The following is a 19254-nucleotide window of genomic DNA, read 5'->3' as shown; positions in this document are numbered from 1 at the left end:
GATGACGTCGACGAACACACCGGATCGCCTGCACATCGGACGCGTGGTGCTGGTCACCGGCGCGGCGGGCGGCATCGGCTCGGCGCTCGCCGAAGCGTATGCGCATGACGGCGCGGCGGTCGGCCTGGTCGACTTCGACGCGGCGGCCGGACAGGCGCTGGCCGACCGACTCGCCGACGCCGGCCATCGCGTGCATTTCACGCAGGCCGACGTGGCCGACTACGGCGCCTGCGCCGCAGCCTGCGCCGTCATCGAAGCCGCGCTCGGCGCCATCGACACGGTCGTCAACAACGCCGGCATCTCGCCCAAGCATGCGGGCAAGCCTGCCCCGATCTGGCAGATGGACCCGTCGGAGTGGCACCGGGTGATTGACGTCAACCTGCACAGCGTCTTCAACTTCGTGCGCATCCTCTCGCCCGGCATGGTGGAGCGCCGGTTCGGCCGCATCGTGTCGATGTCGTCGGTCGCTGGCAAGGCCTACCTGGACATCGTGGCCGCGCACTACGGGACGACCAAGGCCGCGCTGATCGGCATGACGCGCCACCTGGCCGGCGAGCTCGGGCCGTACGGCATCACCGTCAACGCGCTGGCCCCGGGCCGCATTGACACGCCGATGGTCGCCGGCGCCCCGCGCGCCGCGAACGACGCGGTGATCGACGTCACGCCGCTGCGGCGGCTCGGCAAGCCGGCCGAAGTGGCCGACGCCTGCGTGTTCCTCACCTCGCCGAAGGCCGACTTCGTCACCGGCCAGGTGATCGACGTGGCCGGCGGCTGGCTGATGACCTGATCAAGCCCCCGAACCGAATCAACTGGACTCATCGATGACCGCGCAAATCACCGGAACCACCCGCATCTTCGCCATCCTGGCCGACCCGATCCACCACGTCAAAACGCCACAGGGCATCAATCGGCTGTTCGACGCCCGCGCTTTCGACGGCGTCATGGTGCCCGTCCACGTCGGGCCGGGCGATCTCGCAACCGTGGTGCAGGGCCTGCGCGGCATGAACAACCTGGGCGGCTTCGTCGTCACGGTGCCGCACAAGACGGCGATTCCCGCACTGTGCGACGAGCTGACGCCGGCCGCGGCGCGCATCGGCGCGGTGAACGTCGTGCGGCGTACCGCCGACGGCCGCCTGGTCGGCGGCATCCTCGACGGCGAAGGCTTCGTCGCCGGATTGCGCAGCGTCGGCATCGAGCCGGCCGGCCGCAGCGTCTACCTGGCCGGCGCCGGCGGTGCGGCCAGCGCGATCGCCTACGCGCTGGCGCAGGCCGGCATCTCGCGCCTGACCATCGCCAACCGGACGACAGCCAAGGCTGCCGAACTCGTGAGCCGCATGCAAGAAGACTTCGCCGGCCTGACGCTCGCCGTCGGCACCGACGATCCGTCGCGGCATGACATCGTCGTCAACGGCACGTCGCTGGGGCTGCTCGAAGGCGATGCGCTGCCGCTCGACGTCGACCGGCTCGCGCCCGGGCAGACCGTGGCGGAAATCATCATGCAGCCGGTCGAGACCGCGCTGCTGCGCGCAGCGGCCGCCAGGGGCTGCAGGGTGCATTTCGGCGCGCCGATGCTGGCGACCCAGGTCGCGCTGATGGCCGAATTCATGGGCGGCCCAGCCGCGGAGGCCTCCCCGCCATGAGCGATGCGAAATTGATCGACGCGCTGCATGCCATCGTCGGCGAGCGCGGCGTCGTCACCGGCGCGGACGACCTCGAAACCTACAACGTGGACTGGCGCCACGTCTTTCGCGGCCAGGCCCGCTGCGCGGTGCTGCCGCGCTCGACGCAGGAAGTGGCAGAGGTGGTCCGGCTGTGCGCCGGGCTGGGCATCGCCATCGTGCCGTTCGGCGGCAACACGGGACTCTCGGGCGGCGCGACGCCCGACGGCAGCGGCCGACAGGTCGTGATTTCCCTGGCGCGGATGAGCGCCATCCGGGACATCGACACGCTGGGCGAGACGATGGAGGTCGAGGCCGGATGCATCCTGCAGACCGCGCAGGAAGCCGCGACCGAGGCGGGCCTGATGCTGCCGATCAGCCTGGCGGCCGAGGGATCGGCGCGCATCGGCGGCATCCTGTCGACCAACGCCGGCGGCTCCAACGTGCTGCGCTACGGCATGTCGAGGACGCGGGTGCTGGGCCTCGAAGTCGTGACCGCGCAGGGCGAGATCGTCAGCGGCCTGCGCCGGCTGCGCAAGGACAACGCCGGCTACGACTGGAAGCAGTGGTTCATCGGCGCCGAAGGCACGCTGGGCATCGTCACCGCCGCAGTGCTGCAGCTGGCGCCGCTGTCGAGCCACCGCGTGACCGCGCTGCTGGCTGTGCCGACGCCCGACGCGGCGCTGAAGGTGCTGCGCGCGGCGCGCCGGCAGATCGGCGAGACGCTGAACGCGTTCGAACTGATGTCGGGTGCGGCGCTCGAACTGGTGGCAAAGCACCAGGGCGTGAAGGCGCCGCTGGCGGCCTCCGACTGGTTCGTCCTGGTCGAGGCGAGTTCGTGTCTGCCGGGCCTGCGCGACGCGGTCGAGACGCTGCTCGGCGCGGTGCTCGAAGACGGCGATGCGACGGACGGCGTCATCGCCGAATCGGAGCGCCAGGAGGGCGAGCTCTGGCTGCTGCGCGAATCCATCACCGAAGCCGAATCGCGCGAAGGGCGTTCGCTCAAGCACGACGTGTCGGTGCCCATCGCGCGCATTCCCGCGTTCCTGCAGGAAGCCGACGCTGCGGTGGCGGACGCATTTGTGGGATCGCGCGTCAACGCGTTCGGCCACGCGGGCGACGGCAACATCCACTACAACGTCGTCGTTTCGCCCGAGGCCGACGGTCGCGCGTTGAACATGCTGGTCCACGATCTCGTGGTGCGGCACGGCGGCAGCATCTCGGCCGAGCACGGCATCGGCCAATACCGGGTGAGCGAGCTCGAAAGATGCCGGGCCGCACCCGAACTCGATCTGGCCCGCCGCATCAAGCGGGCCCTGGACCCGGCTGGAACGATGAACCCTGGAAAGGTAATTTCGTCATGAACCTGAACTCACCCATCGGCGAGGAATACGACTACATCATCGTCGGCGGCGGCACCGCCGGCTGCATCCTTGCCAACCGACTCACTGCCTCCGGCTCTCATCGAGTACTCATGCTCGAAGCCGGTGGCGAGCCGGCGAGCATGTGGATCAACATCCCCGCCGGATTCGCCAAGCTGCTTACAAACAAGCAGTACAACTGGCGCTTCCAGACCGAAGCCGAAGAGAACACCGACAACCGCGTAATCTCGGTGCCGCGCGGCAAGGGGCTGGGCGGCTCGACGCTGATCAACGGCATGGTCTACGTGCGCGGGCAGGCCGGCGACTACGAAGCCTGGCGTGAAGCCGGCGCGCTCGGCTGGGGATGGAAGGACGTCGAGCCGTATTTCCGCAAGCTGGAGAACTACGACAAGGGCGGCCCGGCGCGCGGTCACGACGGTCCCATCAGGCTGGCGCAGGTCGCCGAGCGCTTTCCCATTGCCGATGCATTCATCGCAGCGGCGAAGGAAGACGGGCTGCCGTTCAACGACGACTACAACGCCGGGCGCCAGGAGGGCGTTGGCTACTACCAGGTGACGCAGAACCGCGGCCGGCGCTGGAGCGCCTACGACGGCTATCTGCAGCCGGCGTTGGCGCGCAAAAACCTGACGGTTGCCACGCACGCACACGTGCTTCGCCTGGAACTCGAAGGCAAGCGATGCACCGGCGTGACCTACCGCCGGGACGGCAAGGAGATCACGGTCGCCGCGCGGGTCGAGGTGATTCTTGCGGCAGGCGCGATCCAGTCGCCGCAACTGCTCGAGCTCTCGGGCATAGGCCAGCCGGCATTGCTGCAGGCGCACGGCATACCGGTGCGGCACGAACTCAAGGGCGTCGGCGAGAATTACATCGACCACTTCTGCACCCGCATGAACTGGCGTGTGAAGAACGCGATCACGCTCAACGAGATGTCCCGCAACTGGCGGCTCGGCTTGGCGGTGTCGCAGTACTACGCGCGCAAGACCGGCATCCTCACGCTGGGCACCGGGCTGGTGAATGCGTTCGTGAAGACGCGGCCGGAAATGGAAACAGCCGATGTGCAGTTCTTCTTCGTCCACGCCAGCTATGCGAACGCTGCGGAACGCATCCTCGACCGGCTGCCGGGCATGACGATTGGCGTCACTCAATTGCGGCCGCACTCCGTCGGCACAATTCACATCAAGTCGCCCGACACGTATGCCGGACCTTCCATCCGGCCGAATTTCCTGTCGAATCAGATCGACGAGGAGTGCATGGTGCGCGGCATGCAGATCGCACGTCGCATCGTCGCCCAACCGGCATTACGCAATTACGTGGTCGATGAAATGAGTCCGGGCGCGCAGGTGTGCACGGATGCCGAATGGCTTTCGTTCGCACGCCGCAACGGACAGACCATCTATCATCCGATCGGCACCTGCAGGATGGGCGAGGATGATGGCGCCGTAGTCAATCTCCGCCTCAAACTGCGTGGGCTGGAAGGCTTGCGGGTGGTGGATGCGTCGGTCATGCCGAAAATGGTTTCGGGCAACATCCAGGCCGCGGTCATGATGGTCGCCGAGAAGGCGTCCGACCTTATCCTAGAAGATGCAGTCGGACGCAGCTAGACATCTCCGATGAATTTTCTCTTCCCGATGAGTTCCGAACGACGCTCGACACTAGAGGACGTAGCCCGCCTGGCGGGTGTCTCGCTTGGAAGCGCATCGCGCGCACTCTCGATACCGGAGCAGGTCAAGCCTGCGACGTTGGAGAAAGTCCGGCTGGCCGTTGCGCAGCTCGGCTACGTGCGCAACGGCGCGGCGCAGGCGCTGGCTTCGCGTCGCACCCGGATGATCGCGACCATCTACCCGACGCTCAGCAATCCGATCTTTTCCGTGTCCATTCACGAACTGCAGCAGACGCTGTGGAAGAGCGGCTACCAGCTGCTGGTGGCCAGCCACGAATACGAACCTGAGCGCGAAATCGACCTCCTGAAAACGATCGTCGAGCGGGGTGTCGATGCGCTGGTGCTGGTCGGCACCGACCATTCGAGCGAGGTCTTCGAGCTGGCGCGGCAATACGCGCTTCCTTATGTGATGACGTGGTCCATCGACGGCTCTCACTATCCTCACTGCATCGGCTTTTCCTATTACGACGCGGCTTTCGATCTTGCGTCGCTAGTCGCGAAGAAAGGGCATCGCCGCATCGCGCTGTGCAACGGATTCGAAGGCACGAACGAGCGAGCGAGGTCGCGTGCGGCAGGCACACGCGCAGCCTTGAAGGCCGCAGGGCTTTCGCTCGATGCGGCGATGGTGACCGAGCAGCCCTTCAATTTCGAAGGCGGGCGGGAAGCGGTTCGCATTTTCATGACGCATGCCACGCCGCCGACGGTGTTGATCTGCGGCACCGACCTGCAGGCCATCGGCGCCATCGACGAATGCCGCCGTCGCGGCATCCGCGTTCCGGAGGATCTGTCGATCACCGGCTTCGACGATATTGAGCATGCGGCCATCGTGGTACCACCGCTGACGACGGTCCGCGTACCGACCGAATCCATCGGCGTACTGGCAGCGCACCGCATAGTTGCGCTTTTGGAAGGACAGGAAATTCAGCCGAGCAAGCCGCTCGAGACGGCCCTGATCGTGCGTGAAAGTCTTGGGGTCGTACATTGGCCTGCGGCCGCGCTCGATAAGTTACTTCCTTAGGCCGGGAGATCTCCGTACCACTCGACAAAATTTCCAAACGGGCTCGCTTGCGAACCAGCCCGACCTTGGGAGACGCCAACCAGCGAGCGCGAGCGCGAGTGCGCGTTTCGCGACTCGGGAGCGTTATACAGCCGCAGAGGTTGCACTTAGGTACGCTCAGAGGCATTCGAACTGTTTGCTTTCGGTCAGCCATAAAGGCTGGAGCAGTACGGACGTGCTGGGGCAACTGGCTACACGGAGACGACATGACGCACAAAAAGAAAAAGTCCGCTATCTTTTAGATAGCGGACTTTCCATACTGCGATTGGTGCCGGAGAGATGAATCGAACACCCGACCTTCTCATTACGAATGATCAGTTCTCATGCTGCTTTGGCGTTGATCGATGTCGCTTTCAGAGTGTGTTTCAGAGGAGAGAAGTCATCTTGGAACCTCTGATGATTGAACGGTGTTGAACCGAGTTTATTTTTTTCTCTTACCTCGGCCTTACCTCCGCGACGAGGTAAGGGATAATGAGGGATGTCTAAAGTAACTTTGACCGTTGCCCGCATTCAAGCCCTCAAGTGCCCAACTGACAAGGCGCAGGTGTTCCTGTGGGACTTGAATGCCCCGAACCTCGGCGTCCGGCTCAAGCCGAACGGCACGCCTTCGTTCATCTTCCAAGGCTCGCTGCTCGGCAAGTCCATCAGGCTCACCATCGGCCGCTGCGCAACGCTGACGATACCGGAGGCAAAGGCCGAGGCGGTTCGACTGCAGAAGATGATCAACGACGGCCTCGACCCGCGGCTCGAAATGGAGAAAATCCTGGCCGCTACGGTGGCTGCTCAAGACGAGAAGCGAAAGGTCGGAGTGACAGTCGGCCAGGTTTGGATGGATTACATGGATCGTGGGACAGCGAAGAAAGGCCGAGATTGGTCGCTGAGCTACAACGACAAGCGCGCCAACGCGATGAGCCCGGGCGGCAAGCTTCCGAAGAGAGGCACAAAAAAGACTGTGCCAGGCATCCTCTTTAGCTTGAACGGTGTCCTTCTGAAAGACCTCGACGACAACCGCGTCCATGCATGGGCGGTCGCTGAGCTTGCGGCCATTGCGGCGCGGTCAACGAAGAAGAAGACAGCCCGTAAGCCAGGGTACGCTTCGGTGAAGGCCGGGAGCGAATGGCTGAGCGGCATGCTGCGCTGGTGCAGCACTCAAGTCGACTACAAGTCCATCGTGGACGCCCGCGCGGTTCGGAGTTCCACCGTCCAGGACAACATTCCGTCAGGCACAGGCGCGCGGCGAAAGGACCTCCTGGAGGTTGGTCAGTTGGAAGATTTTTTCGCAAGCATGGACCTGATGAAGAACCGCGCCTTTGCTGGCTACTTGACTGTCATTCTGCTCAGTGGAGCTCGACGAGAAGAGGTGTCGGCCGTCAAATGGTCCGACATCGATTTCCGGTGGAAGAAGTTCACGATTCACAACAAGACCACGGAGGACGTTGAGCGCGTTCGAGTGCTGCCGATGACGCCGTACATTGAGAGCGTCTTCAAAGCCATGCCCAAGATTAACGAATACGTATTCGCATCGAAGAGGTCAAAGCGGGGCTATGTCCAAGATTCGCGGAAGTCGCTCGCCCGCGTGCTGGCGGCCGCCAAGCTACCGCATTTAACGATCCACGGATTCAGGCGTACGTACTCGCTTCTGTACGAAGAAGCGGGTTGTGTTGCAAGCGCGATGGAGCAAATCATCGGACATGTCGTCAAGACCATGGATGAACATTACAAGCCGCGTACGGTGGAACAGCTTCGCCCTTGGCTGGAGCGATACGAGAACTTCGTCATCGAAAAAGCAAGGCTGCAATCGTTGTATGTTGAAAAGCCAAAAGTCGAGAAGGTGAAGAAGACCGTAAGACAAAAGGCGACGGCGTAGAGCGATTCAGCGCCGACCTGGGTGTTCATCGAGTGAGGCTTCCTGACTAACAAAGTGTTGGCGACTTCCGGCCTCTCAAGCCAATCCGGATGAACGCCAGAGACGACCCATTGAAGCTCGCTACCTAATCCTGTTGCTGGGCTCGCTCGAACTCGAAGGCCTGCCAGAGAACCTCGATCGTCGGTGCTACCAGTTCAGCCACGTCCACTTTCACCGACACATCCTCGATCCAAACCTCAGGGAAGATGAGGTTGCTCCGATCAGCTTTCGCTGGCGAAAGCTGGAAGAAGTGGTCCTTAATCGCAAATTCGTGGTCAGCGACATGCATCAAAGCGAAGGTCAGGATGGCAGGGCCGCTCATTCCGCATTTCTCGGCGAGTTGGAACGACGCCTGCGCAGCTTGTTCGATGAAGTCTGTGACGATTTTGGACCAGATGAGCTTGCGGCCCTCCTCGCGTTCACTGCCGCCAATCAAAAGGAATTCGAGCCGACCGTCGCGGAACACGTGCGTCATCGCGTTGACGGTGTCGCGACCACCAGGGTGAACGATGAGGCCGTCCAAGTTTAGAGACCGCGAGATGCCGCCACTGCGCCATTTCGGAAGCGCAAGGAAGCCAAAGTCGTCCTTGTGCAGTTTGGCTACGTCGACCTTTGCGCGGCCGGCCAAGCCCGAGAGCGGGACAAATTCGGCCACACAGATGGGAACTGGGTCCATCGGGCGAGGCGTCTGACGGGCGACCACCATCGCCATTCGCTGATTTGTGAGTTCCCGGGCCTTCTCAGCGAGTGACGCTGTGCGATCAAAAGCATTGCGGATTTGGTCGTAACTCATGTCCGTCGTCACCGTTCCGTTCCTGATTGCAAAGCGCCTTTGATCGTTTGAGTTGCGTGTGCAGTGCGGCCCGTCGAAGGAGGCGGGCACGCGGACCACCATCACGTATCCGCCTGGTACAGCCACATACTTGTACTGAATGCCTCGAAGTTTAGGCTCGAGCCATGAATCCAGGGTTTGCACAAAGCGGCGCTGGGCGACTTCGAAAGGCTCGTCGGTGATTGGCACAATGCTTTCTGCCGTGCCACCTGGCCTTTCACCGCTGCCCTTTTCTTCTTTTATGCCGAAGACGATGTCTCCACCATCGGCATTAGCCATGGCAGCGACATCCTTGGCGAGCTCATTCTTGCCAGCATCATTTGCCTTGGTGAGCTCCTGCTTGAAATCCACGGTCTCGGATTCGCTGAAATGGAGTTCGCAAATCTCTTGCATGACTGCGGCATCGATCTTGTTCAGGGTGTACGGAAGCATGTATTCCCTCTCTCTTAAACCAATTTTCGGGTTGTTCCGGATTCCGCGACATTTGGCTCAGGTTGGCGTTGACTTTTTGTACTGCCTGGCGGTTCAAAACCACCGCGCAGGCGGCAATAGTTGTAGGGTCAAATTGACGAAACGCTGCCATCCAACAGATTCTGAAGGTCTGCAATTGACCACATGATTCTTCCCACAACCTTCGTAGATTGAATGGGACCTGATTGTTGGCTTGACCACCGACGCAGCGTTTGCGGCTTCTTGCCCAACACCTTCGCAGCTGCAACATTTTCCAGCATGGTTGACAGCGGGAAAAGTTCAGCGAGCCGGGTCGCAGCCACGCGGCCACGCTGCACGCCGCACTCGCGCCGATCATTTTCGCGCTGTGTTCCCGTTTTTGCGCTTGCACCGATTTGATCGACCACTACAGATCTTAATAAAATTGTCCGGTCATCTGAAAGATTAGTAGGGTCGATACCTTGTTCCGTGCTTCGTTTAATTTTCTTTTTCCCACGGTTGAGTGTTCGAATTTGTATGTCGTCGGCGTTCTCTCTAAGGTCAATTGAGGCGTCATCGCAAGAATTGGGCAAGTCTGAACGAACATCGTCAGACTGTGATTTAATTTGACAGCCGGTTAATTTAACCGTCTCTTGGCCTGCTTGGTTCAAAATTGCAAACAACGCCTCTCGTCCGACGACTGGCCTTCCAGACGGCGAAACCAAAAACGGCACGCCAATGCTGGTTAGAAATTCTCGCTGGTCTGCAAATTCTTCAAAGGGGTGACACAAGTGATCGACCTCTGCAGGGCGAAGAAAAAGCCATACAAATGACTGTTCTGTCGAACTTACGTGTGCTGATTGCAAAGATTTCCGTGCGCTCATGGGGCGGCTCCAGACGCCTAAAAGCGTCGAAACGATCCCGTGCGCGGCAGGCCGAACCTGTGCTTTCAAGCCTGTATTAAGTCGCTGCAAGCGATTCAATGATCGTGGCGCCTCCACGACTCCCCATTGAATGAGGACGGCAAGAACTCGAAGAGGACCGAAATTAGCGGACTTTGGGAATCACCGCATCTCGAAGTCGATCCAGCCTCAGCAACCGCAGCTGGCTTAACCAGCTGCGGGTTTGAGATCATAGGCGGTTTCCGCTACTTTCAAAAGTCTTTTCAACTGATCGGCCTTAATGTGGTGTTGCCGCAACTTAGTGTTAGTGGACGATCAGTCCTTGAGCTTTTTTTCTTTATCTCTGATGGAGGCGTCCCGAGTCCTCGTCGGTAGGTCAAAAGCTTCTGTTGCAAATTTTGCAATCTCGTGAAGCTGTTGCCTTGAGAACCGAAGAACGTCCCAGGTGCCGCCGCCGTAGACCGGGATGGCAATTACCGCATGCACGTGCACGTGTTTTCTGTCGCCGTGCACAACGAAGAGGGATGGCTGTGAGTCGCTCCATCCAAGAAAGTCGAGAGCATCTTTGGCAACTCGGATGGCGTTAGTGCTGTGCGACATGCCTGATGCTGGGGACCGATGGCCATCGGTAGGGCACCGGAGTGTGGAAGTGGAAGCTGGCGAAAAGGAAAAGATGAACTGTACATACCAAACCGCGGGAACGGGGCTGGGTGAGGATGCTTCGCGGCAATACTGGATGAACTGGCGGGTGAGATCATCGGCCGATTCGCCAATTTCAGATCCCCACGGCCTTGCCGTGAGTAATAAGTGATGCAATTCGGGCGGGCCAAGCAATCGCTTGGCACGACTGTGTATGGAAGGCTTGGGTTCAAATAGATAACGAATTAGCCTACGCAGATCGCTTGGGCGTCGTTGTTGCTTGCGCCGATAGTTGCTGATTCTGATTAGCATCCGAGACTTGACCGCAAATTTTCAAGACCAAGGCGAGCATCCCAGTAGATACGTGAAGCTTGATCTTTCGCTTTTTGGCTTCGAATTCTTGGCAGCATTTGCTCCAACACGATTGCGAAAGCCAAAAGTTGATTTGACAAAGTCACGAGATCTGCAGGCGGTACTAGAGATTTTGCTTTGTCGCCCTGTTTCTCGAGCCCAACGCGCCAGATGCCATCTTTCTTGCAACGCTCGATTGCCTGAACAACAAGGTGGGAGCGGCTGACATTTCTGCTTCGCGCAAGTTCCTCCAGCTCGAGAAGTTGATCCGGCGGAAGGCGAAAGCTGATCGGCTTCAACGTTGCGCTTGCCTTTGATCGTGGGGAGCTGACGATGTTGATTTTGCGCGGGTCCGGCATCGATTTACTCATTGCGAAGTACCTGAATGTGTTTGGGGAAAGACACTTGTGGTCCATTCTTAACTACAGACCTTACTGGTTCTTTTCGAATGCGGCCCGCTGTCTTCGTCTGCGACACGTTAAACGAGTAAACAGATCGCTTCCTCGCTCGCAAGCGTCGATTTTCAAGGAGCTTGGATCGACGCTCGGGCCTGCACTTCGTTCGTTGATTGGCAACGTTGAAGCTGCTGCAATACTGGTTCACCAGTAGGCAGGATCAGCGTTGACGACGCGGGGGTCAAGCACTGCTCGTAGAACTTGATGGTGTCGTTGAAGTCCATCACGGCTACGGCTCTAACCTAATTACAAACTCCACTCAAAACTCCTTTGAGTCAATGCCTTTCACACTTCAAACGTATCCCCTGGGGTAGGATGCATCGTGCTCGAACATCGCCATCTAACCCATCCAGATCTGATCAAACGCCTCAAGCGCGCGGATGGTCACCTCCAGAACGTCATCGAAATGATGGTGGCGGGGCGTGAGTGTGCCGACATCGCTCAACAATTGCACGCGGTCGAAAAGGCAGTCATGGCGGCCAAGAAGCTGTTGATCCAGGAGCATCTCGATCACTGCTTCACTGATGTCGGCGTCGGTCCGAGGTCGTCTGCCGATGCGGTTGCCGAACTCAAGAAACTGGCGAAGTACCTGTGAACATCAGGCCCACACGACCTTTTGCAGCGGCTGCACCGCTCGACTGGAAAGCGCTCGTCCAGTGGCTTTTCGTCATGCTGGTCGTGTTCGATCTGGTCAGCTCGCCTTTTCACCAGCATCACCATGACGGAGGGGTCGACAGTTACTCCACTCACGCCGATCAGCATGAGCACAACCGCACGGCGGTCAGTGACGTTGATGAAGGTGATCATGACTCGAACGTTGATGCAGGCGCAGAGCGCAAGGCTCATGGTGGCCACTCGCTTTCGGCGATACGCAGCGCTCCTTCCGACTTGGGTGCATCTGCGTCATCGATCGAGCCTCAGTTCCTGGTCCCACTTTTCTTTTTTTTCAGTCTCCTTGCACGGCCCGTCGCGCAGGCGATTGTTCAGTGGCGGCCTGACCGGAGTCGACCACCGATCCCACTGTTTCGCACCGTTCCGCCAGATGGGCGAGCGCCTCCCATCCTCCCCGTCTAAGCCGCCGCAGCTCGTCCTTCGAGCTGCATCGAACTTGCCGTTCCGGGAACGGCAATACCGCTTACTCGTGGAGTTTTCATGTTCTATCTTCTTGCCAGGCGCGCGCTGCTCGGCTGCCTCCAGACTTTCTTTCTGATTGCCGGCGTCAATGCCGCGACGCCCGTTTCCGCGGAATTTCCGGTCTCGGCTTCGCAGCTACAGGCGCTGGGCGTCACCCTTCTTCCGCTCGAGAAGCAGGCGCCGATCGCCGGCATGGCCTACCCGGCGAAGGTCGTGGTACCTCCCAGCGGTAACCAGGTCGTCAGCGCACCCTTCGGAGGCCGCGTCGAAGAGCTGTTGGTCGATGAGCAGCAGACCGTCAAGGCAGGCCAGCCGCTCTTGCGGCTGAGCAGTCCGGAGTTCGGAGACCTGCAGCTCAAGCTTCTGGAAGCGTCCAGCAAAGCACGGCTGACTGGACAGACGGCCGCTCGTGAGCGTCAGCTCTTCGCAGAAGGCATCATTCCCGAACGCAGGGTCCAGGAAGCCAACGCCAGCAATCAGGAGGCGGTTGCGCGTCTCCGATTCGCCGAGGCATCGCTGAGACTGGCGGGTGTCGATCCGACGGCGATCCGCAAGATGGGTGACAGCGGCAGTCTTCAGGATGGACTGGTCGTGCGCGCCAGGAGCGCAGGCACGGTGGTCGAATTGGAAGTGAAGACAGGTCAGCGCGTCCAGGGCTCCGACGCGCTGCTGCGCCTGGTCAGCACCCAGCAGCTCTGGCTGGACGTGCAGGTGCCGTCCGATCGGCAGCAGGCCCTTTCTTCTGCCAACAACGGCGCCCTCGCAGTCGTGGGGCGTGAAGTCAAGGCCACGCCGATGTCTGTCGGCGCCGTCGTCAGTGACAACCAGAGCGTCACGCTTCGGGCTCGGGTGGTGAGCGGCGCGAACCTGCTTCGCCCCGGCGAGATGGTCCAGGTGCAGGTGCCGTTCACACCGAACGCTGCAGGCTGGGCGCTGCCACTGCCGGCGATTGCCCGCCAAGACGACAAGGCCTACGTGTTCGTCCGCACGGAGAAAGGGTTCGTGGCGAAGGCCGTGACCGTCATCTCCAGCGCCGGGCAGTCGGTCCAGGTGACCGGCGACCTGCGTGCCGGTGAGCAGGTGGCCACGGGATCGGTGATCGCGTTGAAGGCTGCCTGGCTGGGCAAGAGCGGAAGCAACTGACGTGCTGAGCCGTCTGGTCCAATTTGCGCTGACACAGCGCCTGTTCATGCTGCTCGCAACCGCGCTGCTGGCCGGCTTCGGCTGGTATGCGTTTCGCGAACTGCCCATCGACGCCTTTCCCGACGTGTCCAGCACGCAGGTGAAGGTCATCATGAAAGCACCCGGCACGACGCCGGAAGAAATAGAAAGCCGGATCGCTGGGCCGATCGAGGTCGAGATGCTCGGCATTCCCCAGCAACGGATGCTCCGCTCGGTGTCCAAGTACGGATTGGTCGACGTGACGGTCGACTTCCAGGACGGCACCGACATCTACTGGGCCCGGCAGCAGGTGGCCGAGCGACTCGCCAACATCACGGGTGACCTCCCGTCCGGCATCACTGGAGGCATGGCCCCCGTGACGACGCCGCTCGGCGAGATGTTCATGTTCACCGTGGACGCGGAGAAGATGTCGCTCGAAGATCGGCGCGCCTTGCTCGACTGGGTCATCCGGCCGGCGCTTCGCTCGGTGCCCGGCGTTGCCGACGTCAACGCACTGGGTGGCAAGGTTCGCAGCTTCGAGGTGGTGCCCGACCCGGTCAAGCTCGCGGCGCTCGGGGTATCGACCGGTCAGCTCAAGAGCGCGATTGAGGCCAACAACCGCAACGACGGCGCAGGCCGTCTTGGCGAGGGCGGTGAAGTACTGCTGGTCCGCAGCGAAGGCAACATCAAGACTGCAGATGACTTGCGCGCCATCGTCGTGAGCAACAAGGGAACGAGCCCGGCGCGGCTCGGTGATGTCGCAATGGTGCGCGACGGCAGCGTCACGCGGTACGGCGTCGTCACCAAGGACGGCAATGCCGAAGCCGTCGAGGGTCTGGTGCTGGGCCTGGCCGGCGCCAATGCTCAAAAAGTCGTCGAAGGCGTGACCCGGAAGCTCGAGGAACTCAAACCCGCGTTACCGGCCGGCGTGACGATCAACGTGTTCTACAACCGTGCCGAGCTCGTCAAGAAAGCGGTGGGCACCGTGTCTGCGGCTCTCATCGAAGCCACGCTGATCGTGCTGGTGCTGCTGGGTGTCTTTCTTGGCAACCTGCGCGCCGCCGTCGCCGTTGCGGTCATTCTTCCGCTGTCGGCGCTGGGCACATTCATCATGATGCGCGCGGCCGGGATGTCGGCCAACCTCATGAGCCTGGGCGGTCTCGCGATCGCCTTGGGCATGCTGGTCGACGCGGCCGTGGTGGTGGTCGAGAACATCGTCCAGCACCTCGGCAAGGAAACGGCAGGTCGACAGCCGCCGCGCCTGCACGTCGTCCTGCGCGCGGTGCGCGAGGTCTCGGTGCCGGTTTCGGCAGGCATCCTGATCATCATCACGGTGTTCCTGCCGCTCCTGACCCTGCAGGGCCTCGAAGGCAAATACTTCGTTCCCGTGGCCCTGACGATCGTCTTCGCGCTGGTCAGTTCGCTGCTGCTGTCGCTGACCATCATCCCCGTCCTGTCCTCCTTCTTGCTGAAGAAGGTGTCGCACGAAGAACCGTGGCTGCCGCGCAAGCTGCTGAAGCTCTACGAACCGGTCCTGGCATGGGCGATGGGCCATCAGCGCATGGTGTACGTCGTGGCCGGTCTCATGCTCGCGGTGGCCGCGGGTGTGTACACCCAGGTCGGCAAGACCTTCCTGCCGCCGATGGACGAGGGAGACATCATCGTCGGCATCGAGAAGCTTCCTTCGGTGAGTCTCGAAGAGACGGCCGCGCTCGACCTGAAGATTCACCAGGCGCTCATGAGCCAGATCCCCGAGATCACCGGGGTCGTGGCGCGTGCGGGTTCCGACGAGATCGGCCTCGATCCGATGGGACTCAACCAGACCGACACCTTCCTCGTGCTAAAGCCGAGAGCGGAGTGGAAGCTGGCGAGCAAGGATGCGCTGATCGCCCGCGTCCGCGAAGTGCTCGACCAGATGCCCGGCATCAGCTACAGCTTCACCCAGCCGATCGACATGCGGGTCTCCGAGATGATCATCGGCGTTCGCGGCGATCTGGCCATCAAGATCTTCGGGCCCGACCTGGACAAGCTCAACGAGCTCGCGGCCCAGGTGGAGAGCCTGATGAAGACCGTCCCGGGCAACCAGGATGTCTACACGGTGGAGAACGACGGTGTCCAGTACCTCCGGGTGGTCGTCGATCGACTCAACGCGGGCCGCTACGGCCTTTCCATCGAAGACGTGCAGGACGCCCTGCGCTCGCAGATCGAAGGGCAGCGCGCGGGCACCGTGATCGATGGCAACCGTCGCATCCCGATCGTGATCCGCGGTCCCGACAGCGTGAAGATCTCGCCGGCCGAGTTCGCCGCGCTGCGCATCACCACCTCCGACGGACAGACCATTCCCCTGGAGTCGCTGGCGACGCTGACGCGCGAAACCGGCCCGGTGAAGATCGACCGGGAAATGGGAAGCCGCTACGGCGTCGTGATCGCCAACGTCGCCGGTCGCGACCTGGTGAGCTTCGTGGAAGAGGCCAAGGCCAAAGTGGCCTCCGACGTGAAGTTGCCCAGCGGCTACCGCATCAGCTGGGGGGGACAGTTCGAGAACCAGCAGCGGGCAGCCGCCCGGCTCACGCTGGTGGTTCCGCTGGCGATCGGATTCATCTTCCTGATCCTGTTCACGACCTTCGGCTCGATGCGTCAGGCGCTCCTGGTGCTGAGCAACATTCCGTTCGCGCTGGTGGGCGGCATCGTCGCGCTGTGGGTCACCGGCGAATACCTGTCGGTTCCCGCATCGGTCGGCTTCATCGCGTTGCTCGGCATCGCGGTGCTGAACGGCGTGGTACTGGTCAGCTACTTCAACCAGCTCCACGGCGAAGGCCACGACCTCATGACGTGCGTCGTGCAGGGATCGCGCCGGCGATTGCGTCCCGTGCTGATGACGGCGGCCATCACCGCCTTCAGCCTGGTGCCGTTGCTTTTCACCAGCGGACCGGGTTCGGAAATCCAGCGCCCGCTGGCGATCGTGGTGATCGGCGGACTGATCACGGCCACAGCCCTGACGTTGATCCTGTTGCCGGTCCTCTACCTGCGCTTCGCGCATCCGAAGGTCCAGTCGATGTTGGAGGCCAGCCATGACTAAGGTTCATCTCCACCTGATCTGTCCGAGCAGGGCCGAAGAAAAGCTGCTGGACGTGCTGCTGATCAGCGCCGGCGACCAGGTCTTTACCAGCGTCCATGTCTTCGAGCACGGAATCGCATCGGAAAGCCTGAACGCCGAAGAACAGGTCATGGGACGCCGGCGCGCCGTGCACCTGCAGCTGTGCCTTGACGAGGACGCCGCGACATCGATCCTCGAATCCATTCAACGCGAACTCAGGGGCAGCGGCCTCCGCTACTGGGCGACGCCCGTGGCGTTCGAGGGAGAAATCAAATGAAGCTGTTGACCGCGATGATCTTCGCAGGATGGGTGTTGCCAGCAGGCGCCACGACCTCCGCCACACCGCCCGACCTGCCCGCCACCGTGCCGGCCCGGGCGTGGATCGAGCAGGACCCCTCGGTGCGAGGCGCACGAAGCGCCCTGGTCGCTGCGGGTCATACCGCCGCGATGCTGGTGGCATCGCCCAACGAGTGGTCAACGCGGATCGGTGCGCAGCGGCGCAATTACGGCATGGGCGGCGGCGACTCGAAAGAGTGGAGCGTGCAGCTGGAACGTCCCATTCGGATCAACGGCAAGGCCGAGCTCGACCGGCAGCTCGGAGAGATGGAAATCCGGATCGCCGAGTCTCGTGTCGGCGAGGCCATCCACGAAAGCGCACTCGTGCTTCTGGACCTGTGGCTCGACGGCCTTGCCGCCGTGCAGACTGAAAAGCTGTTCAACGAGCAGCGGTCTTTCTCGCAGGCGAACCTGCGGGCCGTGGACAGCCGCAAGCGCGCAGGCGACGCGTCGTCGCTCGATGTGAGCGTGGCTTCGGCTGACCATGCCGAGGTCGAACGGCTGGCCAGCGCAGCAACGTCCAACGTGGCGAAAGCGAGAGCGAAACTGCGCGTGCGATTTCCCGGTGCCCAACTCGCCCTCGAGGCGGCGACCCTCATGCCCGACCCTGTACCAGTGCCCGACACCGAGTCGGCCTGGGTGCAGCGGGTGCTCGAAGCGGCCGATCCTCTTCGGATTGCCGAAGCCCAGTTGCGAAAGGCCGAACTCGCCGCCTCGCGCGCCTCGGCCGATCGCATCCCCAATCCGACGGTCGGTGTCTTTGCGGCGTCAGAGGCCTTTCGCAACGAGCGCATCGTCGGGGTCAGCGTGAGCATTCCGCTGGGCGGCACCTACCGGAACGCGCGTGCGCTCGAAACCCTTCAGGAAGTCGAGATCGCCCGCGAAGCCGTGGACCGACAGCGTCGCGATCTGGAGTCAGGAGTGGCCGAAACCTACGCCGATGCGACAGGGAGTTTTGCTCGTTGGAAGCTTGCCGAGCAGGGTGCAACGGCGGCGGCGGAAAGTGCGCGACTGACGCAACGGGCGTACTCACTCGGCGAAGCGGATCTGCAGGGATTGCTGCTGGCCCGGCGGCAATACCTGGAGGTCGCGCGAGCGGCTCAGGAGGCACGCGCCGCGGCGCTCAAAGCCAACTACCGGTTGTTGGTCGATGCCCACCTGATCTGGGACCTGGCGGTTGATTAATACGATGAAAACCGGGCATCTTTCTCTGCCTGCCGTTCGCGGTGGCTTTCTGGCGTTGCTGGCAGCAGCGCTGTTTGGCGTGAGTACGCCGCTGGTGCAGCATTTCGGCAAGGGTCTGGGCGCCTTCTCGACGGCCGCGCTGCTTTATGCGGGTGCTGCCCTGGTGGGTCTTCTTTCGCGACAGCGCGTGGAACGTGAGGCGCGTCTGGTGCGCGGTGATCTGCCGCGCCTGTTTTCGATGGCGGCTTTCGGCGCGGTCCTCGGCCCGGTGGCGCTGGCCTGGGGTCTGCAGCACACCAGCGGCACGAGCGCGTCGCTGATGCTCACGCTCGAAGCGCTGTTCACGGCCGTGCTGGCGCGCCTGCTCTACCAGGAAACGATGGACCGCCGCGTGTGGGCCGCCATGCTGCTGCTACTGGCCGGTGGCGTGGCATTGGTGCTGGACCAGGGCCGAAGCGGTGGGACCCAGCTGTGGGGCATGCTCGCCGTCCTGGTCGCAACGGCCGCCTGGGGTACGGACAACACGCTGTCGCGCGCGCTGGCCGAACGGGATCCGGGCCAGGTGGTACTTGGCAAGGCTGCGATCGGCGCCGCGGCGACTGCGATGCTGGCGCTGCTCTTCGGTGAACCGCTGCCGTCGCTGACGGCTGCGGTGGTCTTGTTCGCGGTCGGAGCCAGCGGTTACGGGCTGAGCCTGCGTTTCTATCTGTTGGCCCAGCGTGCCTTCGGTGCAGCGCGGACCGGCTCCGTCTTCGCCTTCGCGCCTTTCATTGGCGCAGCCTTGGCCATCGCGCTGGGCGACCGCAGCGGCACCTGGGTGATGGCAGCCGGAGGCGCGCTGATGATGCTCGGCGTCGCGCTTCACCTGATGGAGTCGCACGGGCATGAACACGACCACGAGGCGATGGCGCACGAGCATGCGCACAGCCACGACGATGGCCATCACACCCATGCGCACGAAGACGCGATCGTGGGTTCTCACAGCCACTCTCATGTTCACGCGACTGGAAGGCATGCACATGCACATGTCCCGGATGCCCATCACCGGCATACACATTGATTCGCTCGAC

The 19254-nt window shown here is 62.0% G+C and carries 17 protein-coding genes; 13 read left to right on the top strand and 4 right to left on the bottom strand.

All coding sequences use genetic code 11. The features are described from left to right. Nucleotide 1: 1 nt before the first annotated feature. From ACSFA3_RS06560 to ACSFA3_RS06535, 6 genes are all read left to right on the top strand, one after another. Nucleotides 2–787, top strand: a complete 786-nt coding sequence (locus ACSFA3_RS06560; RefSeq protein WP_435504563.1) for an SDR family oxidoreductase — start codon at nt 2–4, stop codon at nt 785–787. 34 nt (nt 788–821) lie between these two features. Further along, entirely contained in the window at nt 822–1640 is an 819-nt protein-coding gene (locus ACSFA3_RS06555; protein WP_435504562.1) for a shikimate dehydrogenase family protein, read from the top strand. Continuing rightward, complete coding sequence (locus tag ACSFA3_RS06550; RefSeq protein ID WP_435504561.1) at nt 1637–3022, top strand: FAD-binding oxidoreductase; 1386 nt, start codon at nt 1637–1639, stop codon at nt 3020–3022. The genes ACSFA3_RS06555 and ACSFA3_RS06550 overlap by 4 nt, the downstream gene beginning before the upstream one ends. Beyond that, nucleotides 3019–4641 carry a GMC family oxidoreductase gene (locus tag ACSFA3_RS06545; RefSeq protein ID WP_435504560.1) on the top strand — a complete coding sequence of 541 codons (1623 nt, stop codon included), beginning with the start codon at nt 3019–3021 and terminating at the stop codon, nt 4639–4641. The genes ACSFA3_RS06550 and ACSFA3_RS06545 overlap by 4 nt, the downstream gene beginning before the upstream one ends. Nucleotides 4642–4650: 9 nt before the next feature. Then, entirely contained in the window at nt 4651–5718 is a 1068-nt protein-coding gene (locus ACSFA3_RS06540; RefSeq protein WP_435504559.1) for a LacI family DNA-binding transcriptional regulator, read from the top strand. A gap of 517 nt (nt 5719–6235) precedes the next feature. Next, a complete protein-coding gene (locus ACSFA3_RS06535; RefSeq protein WP_435504558.1) occupies nt 6236–7624 on the top strand; it encodes a tyrosine-type recombinase/integrase in 1389 nt (462 codons plus the stop codon). Nucleotides 7625–7748: 124 nt separating this feature from the next. On the opposite strand, the gene ACSFA3_RS06530 is transcribed toward ACSFA3_RS06535, so the two are convergent. From ACSFA3_RS06530 to ACSFA3_RS06515, 4 genes are all read right to left on the bottom strand, one after another. Then, nucleotides 7749–8927 carry an AlbA family DNA-binding domain-containing protein gene (locus ACSFA3_RS06530; protein WP_435504557.1) on the bottom strand — a complete coding sequence of 393 codons (1179 nt, stop codon included), beginning with the start codon at nt 8925–8927 and terminating at the stop codon, nt 7749–7751. A 128-nt stretch (nt 8928–9055) separates the two neighbouring features. Continuing rightward, the gene (locus ACSFA3_RS06525; RefSeq protein WP_435504556.1) at nt 9056–9808 is read right to left on the bottom strand and encodes a DUF4224 domain-containing protein; all 753 of its coding nucleotides are present in this window, start codon (nt 9806–9808) and stop codon (nt 9056–9058) included. 333 nt (nt 9809–10141) lie between these two features. Then, complete coding sequence (locus ACSFA3_RS06520; protein ID WP_435504555.1) at nt 10142–10426, bottom strand: hypothetical protein; 285 nt, start codon at nt 10424–10426, stop codon at nt 10142–10144. 344 nt (nt 10427–10770) lie between these two features. Beyond that, nucleotides 10771–11187, bottom strand: coding sequence for a ribbon-helix-helix protein, CopG family (locus tag ACSFA3_RS06515; protein WP_435504554.1), 417 nt, complete (start codon nt 11185–11187; stop codon nt 10771–10773). A gap of 406 nt (nt 11188–11593) precedes the next feature. Between ACSFA3_RS06515 and ACSFA3_RS06510 the strand changes: the two genes are divergently transcribed. The 7 genes from ACSFA3_RS06510 (at nt 11594) to ACSFA3_RS06480 (ending at nt 19244) form a co-directional block, all read left to right on the top strand. Next, nucleotides 11594–11866, top strand: coding sequence for a metal-sensing transcriptional repressor (locus tag ACSFA3_RS06510; protein ID WP_435504553.1), 273 nt, complete (start codon nt 11594–11596; stop codon nt 11864–11866). Continuing rightward, nucleotides 11863–12345, top strand: a complete 483-nt coding sequence (locus ACSFA3_RS06505; protein ID WP_435504552.1) for a hypothetical protein — start codon at nt 11863–11865, stop codon at nt 12343–12345. The genes ACSFA3_RS06510 and ACSFA3_RS06505 overlap by 4 nt, the downstream gene beginning before the upstream one ends. A gap of 78 nt (nt 12346–12423) precedes the next feature. Next, nucleotides 12424–13548, top strand: coding sequence for an efflux RND transporter periplasmic adaptor subunit (locus ACSFA3_RS06500; RefSeq protein WP_435504551.1), 1125 nt, complete (start codon nt 12424–12426; stop codon nt 13546–13548). Nucleotide 13549: 1 nt separating this feature from the next. Then, a complete protein-coding gene (locus tag ACSFA3_RS06495; RefSeq protein WP_435504550.1) occupies nt 13550–16645 on the top strand; it encodes an efflux RND transporter permease subunit in 3096 nt (1031 codons plus the stop codon). Next, complete coding sequence (locus tag ACSFA3_RS06490; RefSeq protein WP_435504549.1) at nt 16638–16940, top strand: DUF3240 family protein; 303 nt, start codon at nt 16638–16640, stop codon at nt 16938–16940. The genes ACSFA3_RS06495 and ACSFA3_RS06490 overlap by 8 nt, the downstream gene beginning before the upstream one ends. Further along, a complete protein-coding gene (locus ACSFA3_RS06485; protein ID WP_435504548.1) occupies nt 16937–18184 on the top strand; it encodes a TolC family protein in 1248 nt (415 codons plus the stop codon). The genes ACSFA3_RS06490 and ACSFA3_RS06485 overlap by 4 nt, the downstream gene beginning before the upstream one ends. Nucleotides 18185–18188: 4 nt before the next feature. Then, the gene (locus tag ACSFA3_RS06480) at nt 18189–19244 is read left to right on the top strand and encodes a DMT family transporter (protein ID WP_435504547.1); all 1056 of its coding nucleotides are present in this window, start codon (nt 18189–18191) and stop codon (nt 19242–19244) included. The last annotated feature ends 10 nt before the right edge of the window (nt 19245–19254 follow it).

Origin of the sequence: Variovorax glucosi (assembly GCF_051216695.1) — a bacterium.
Classification (GTDB): Bacteria; Pseudomonadota; Gammaproteobacteria; order Burkholderiales; family Burkholderiaceae_C; genus Variovorax.
The sequence above is the reverse complement of the archived record's forward strand: the minus strand, read 5'-3'. Positions and strand labels throughout refer to the sequence as shown.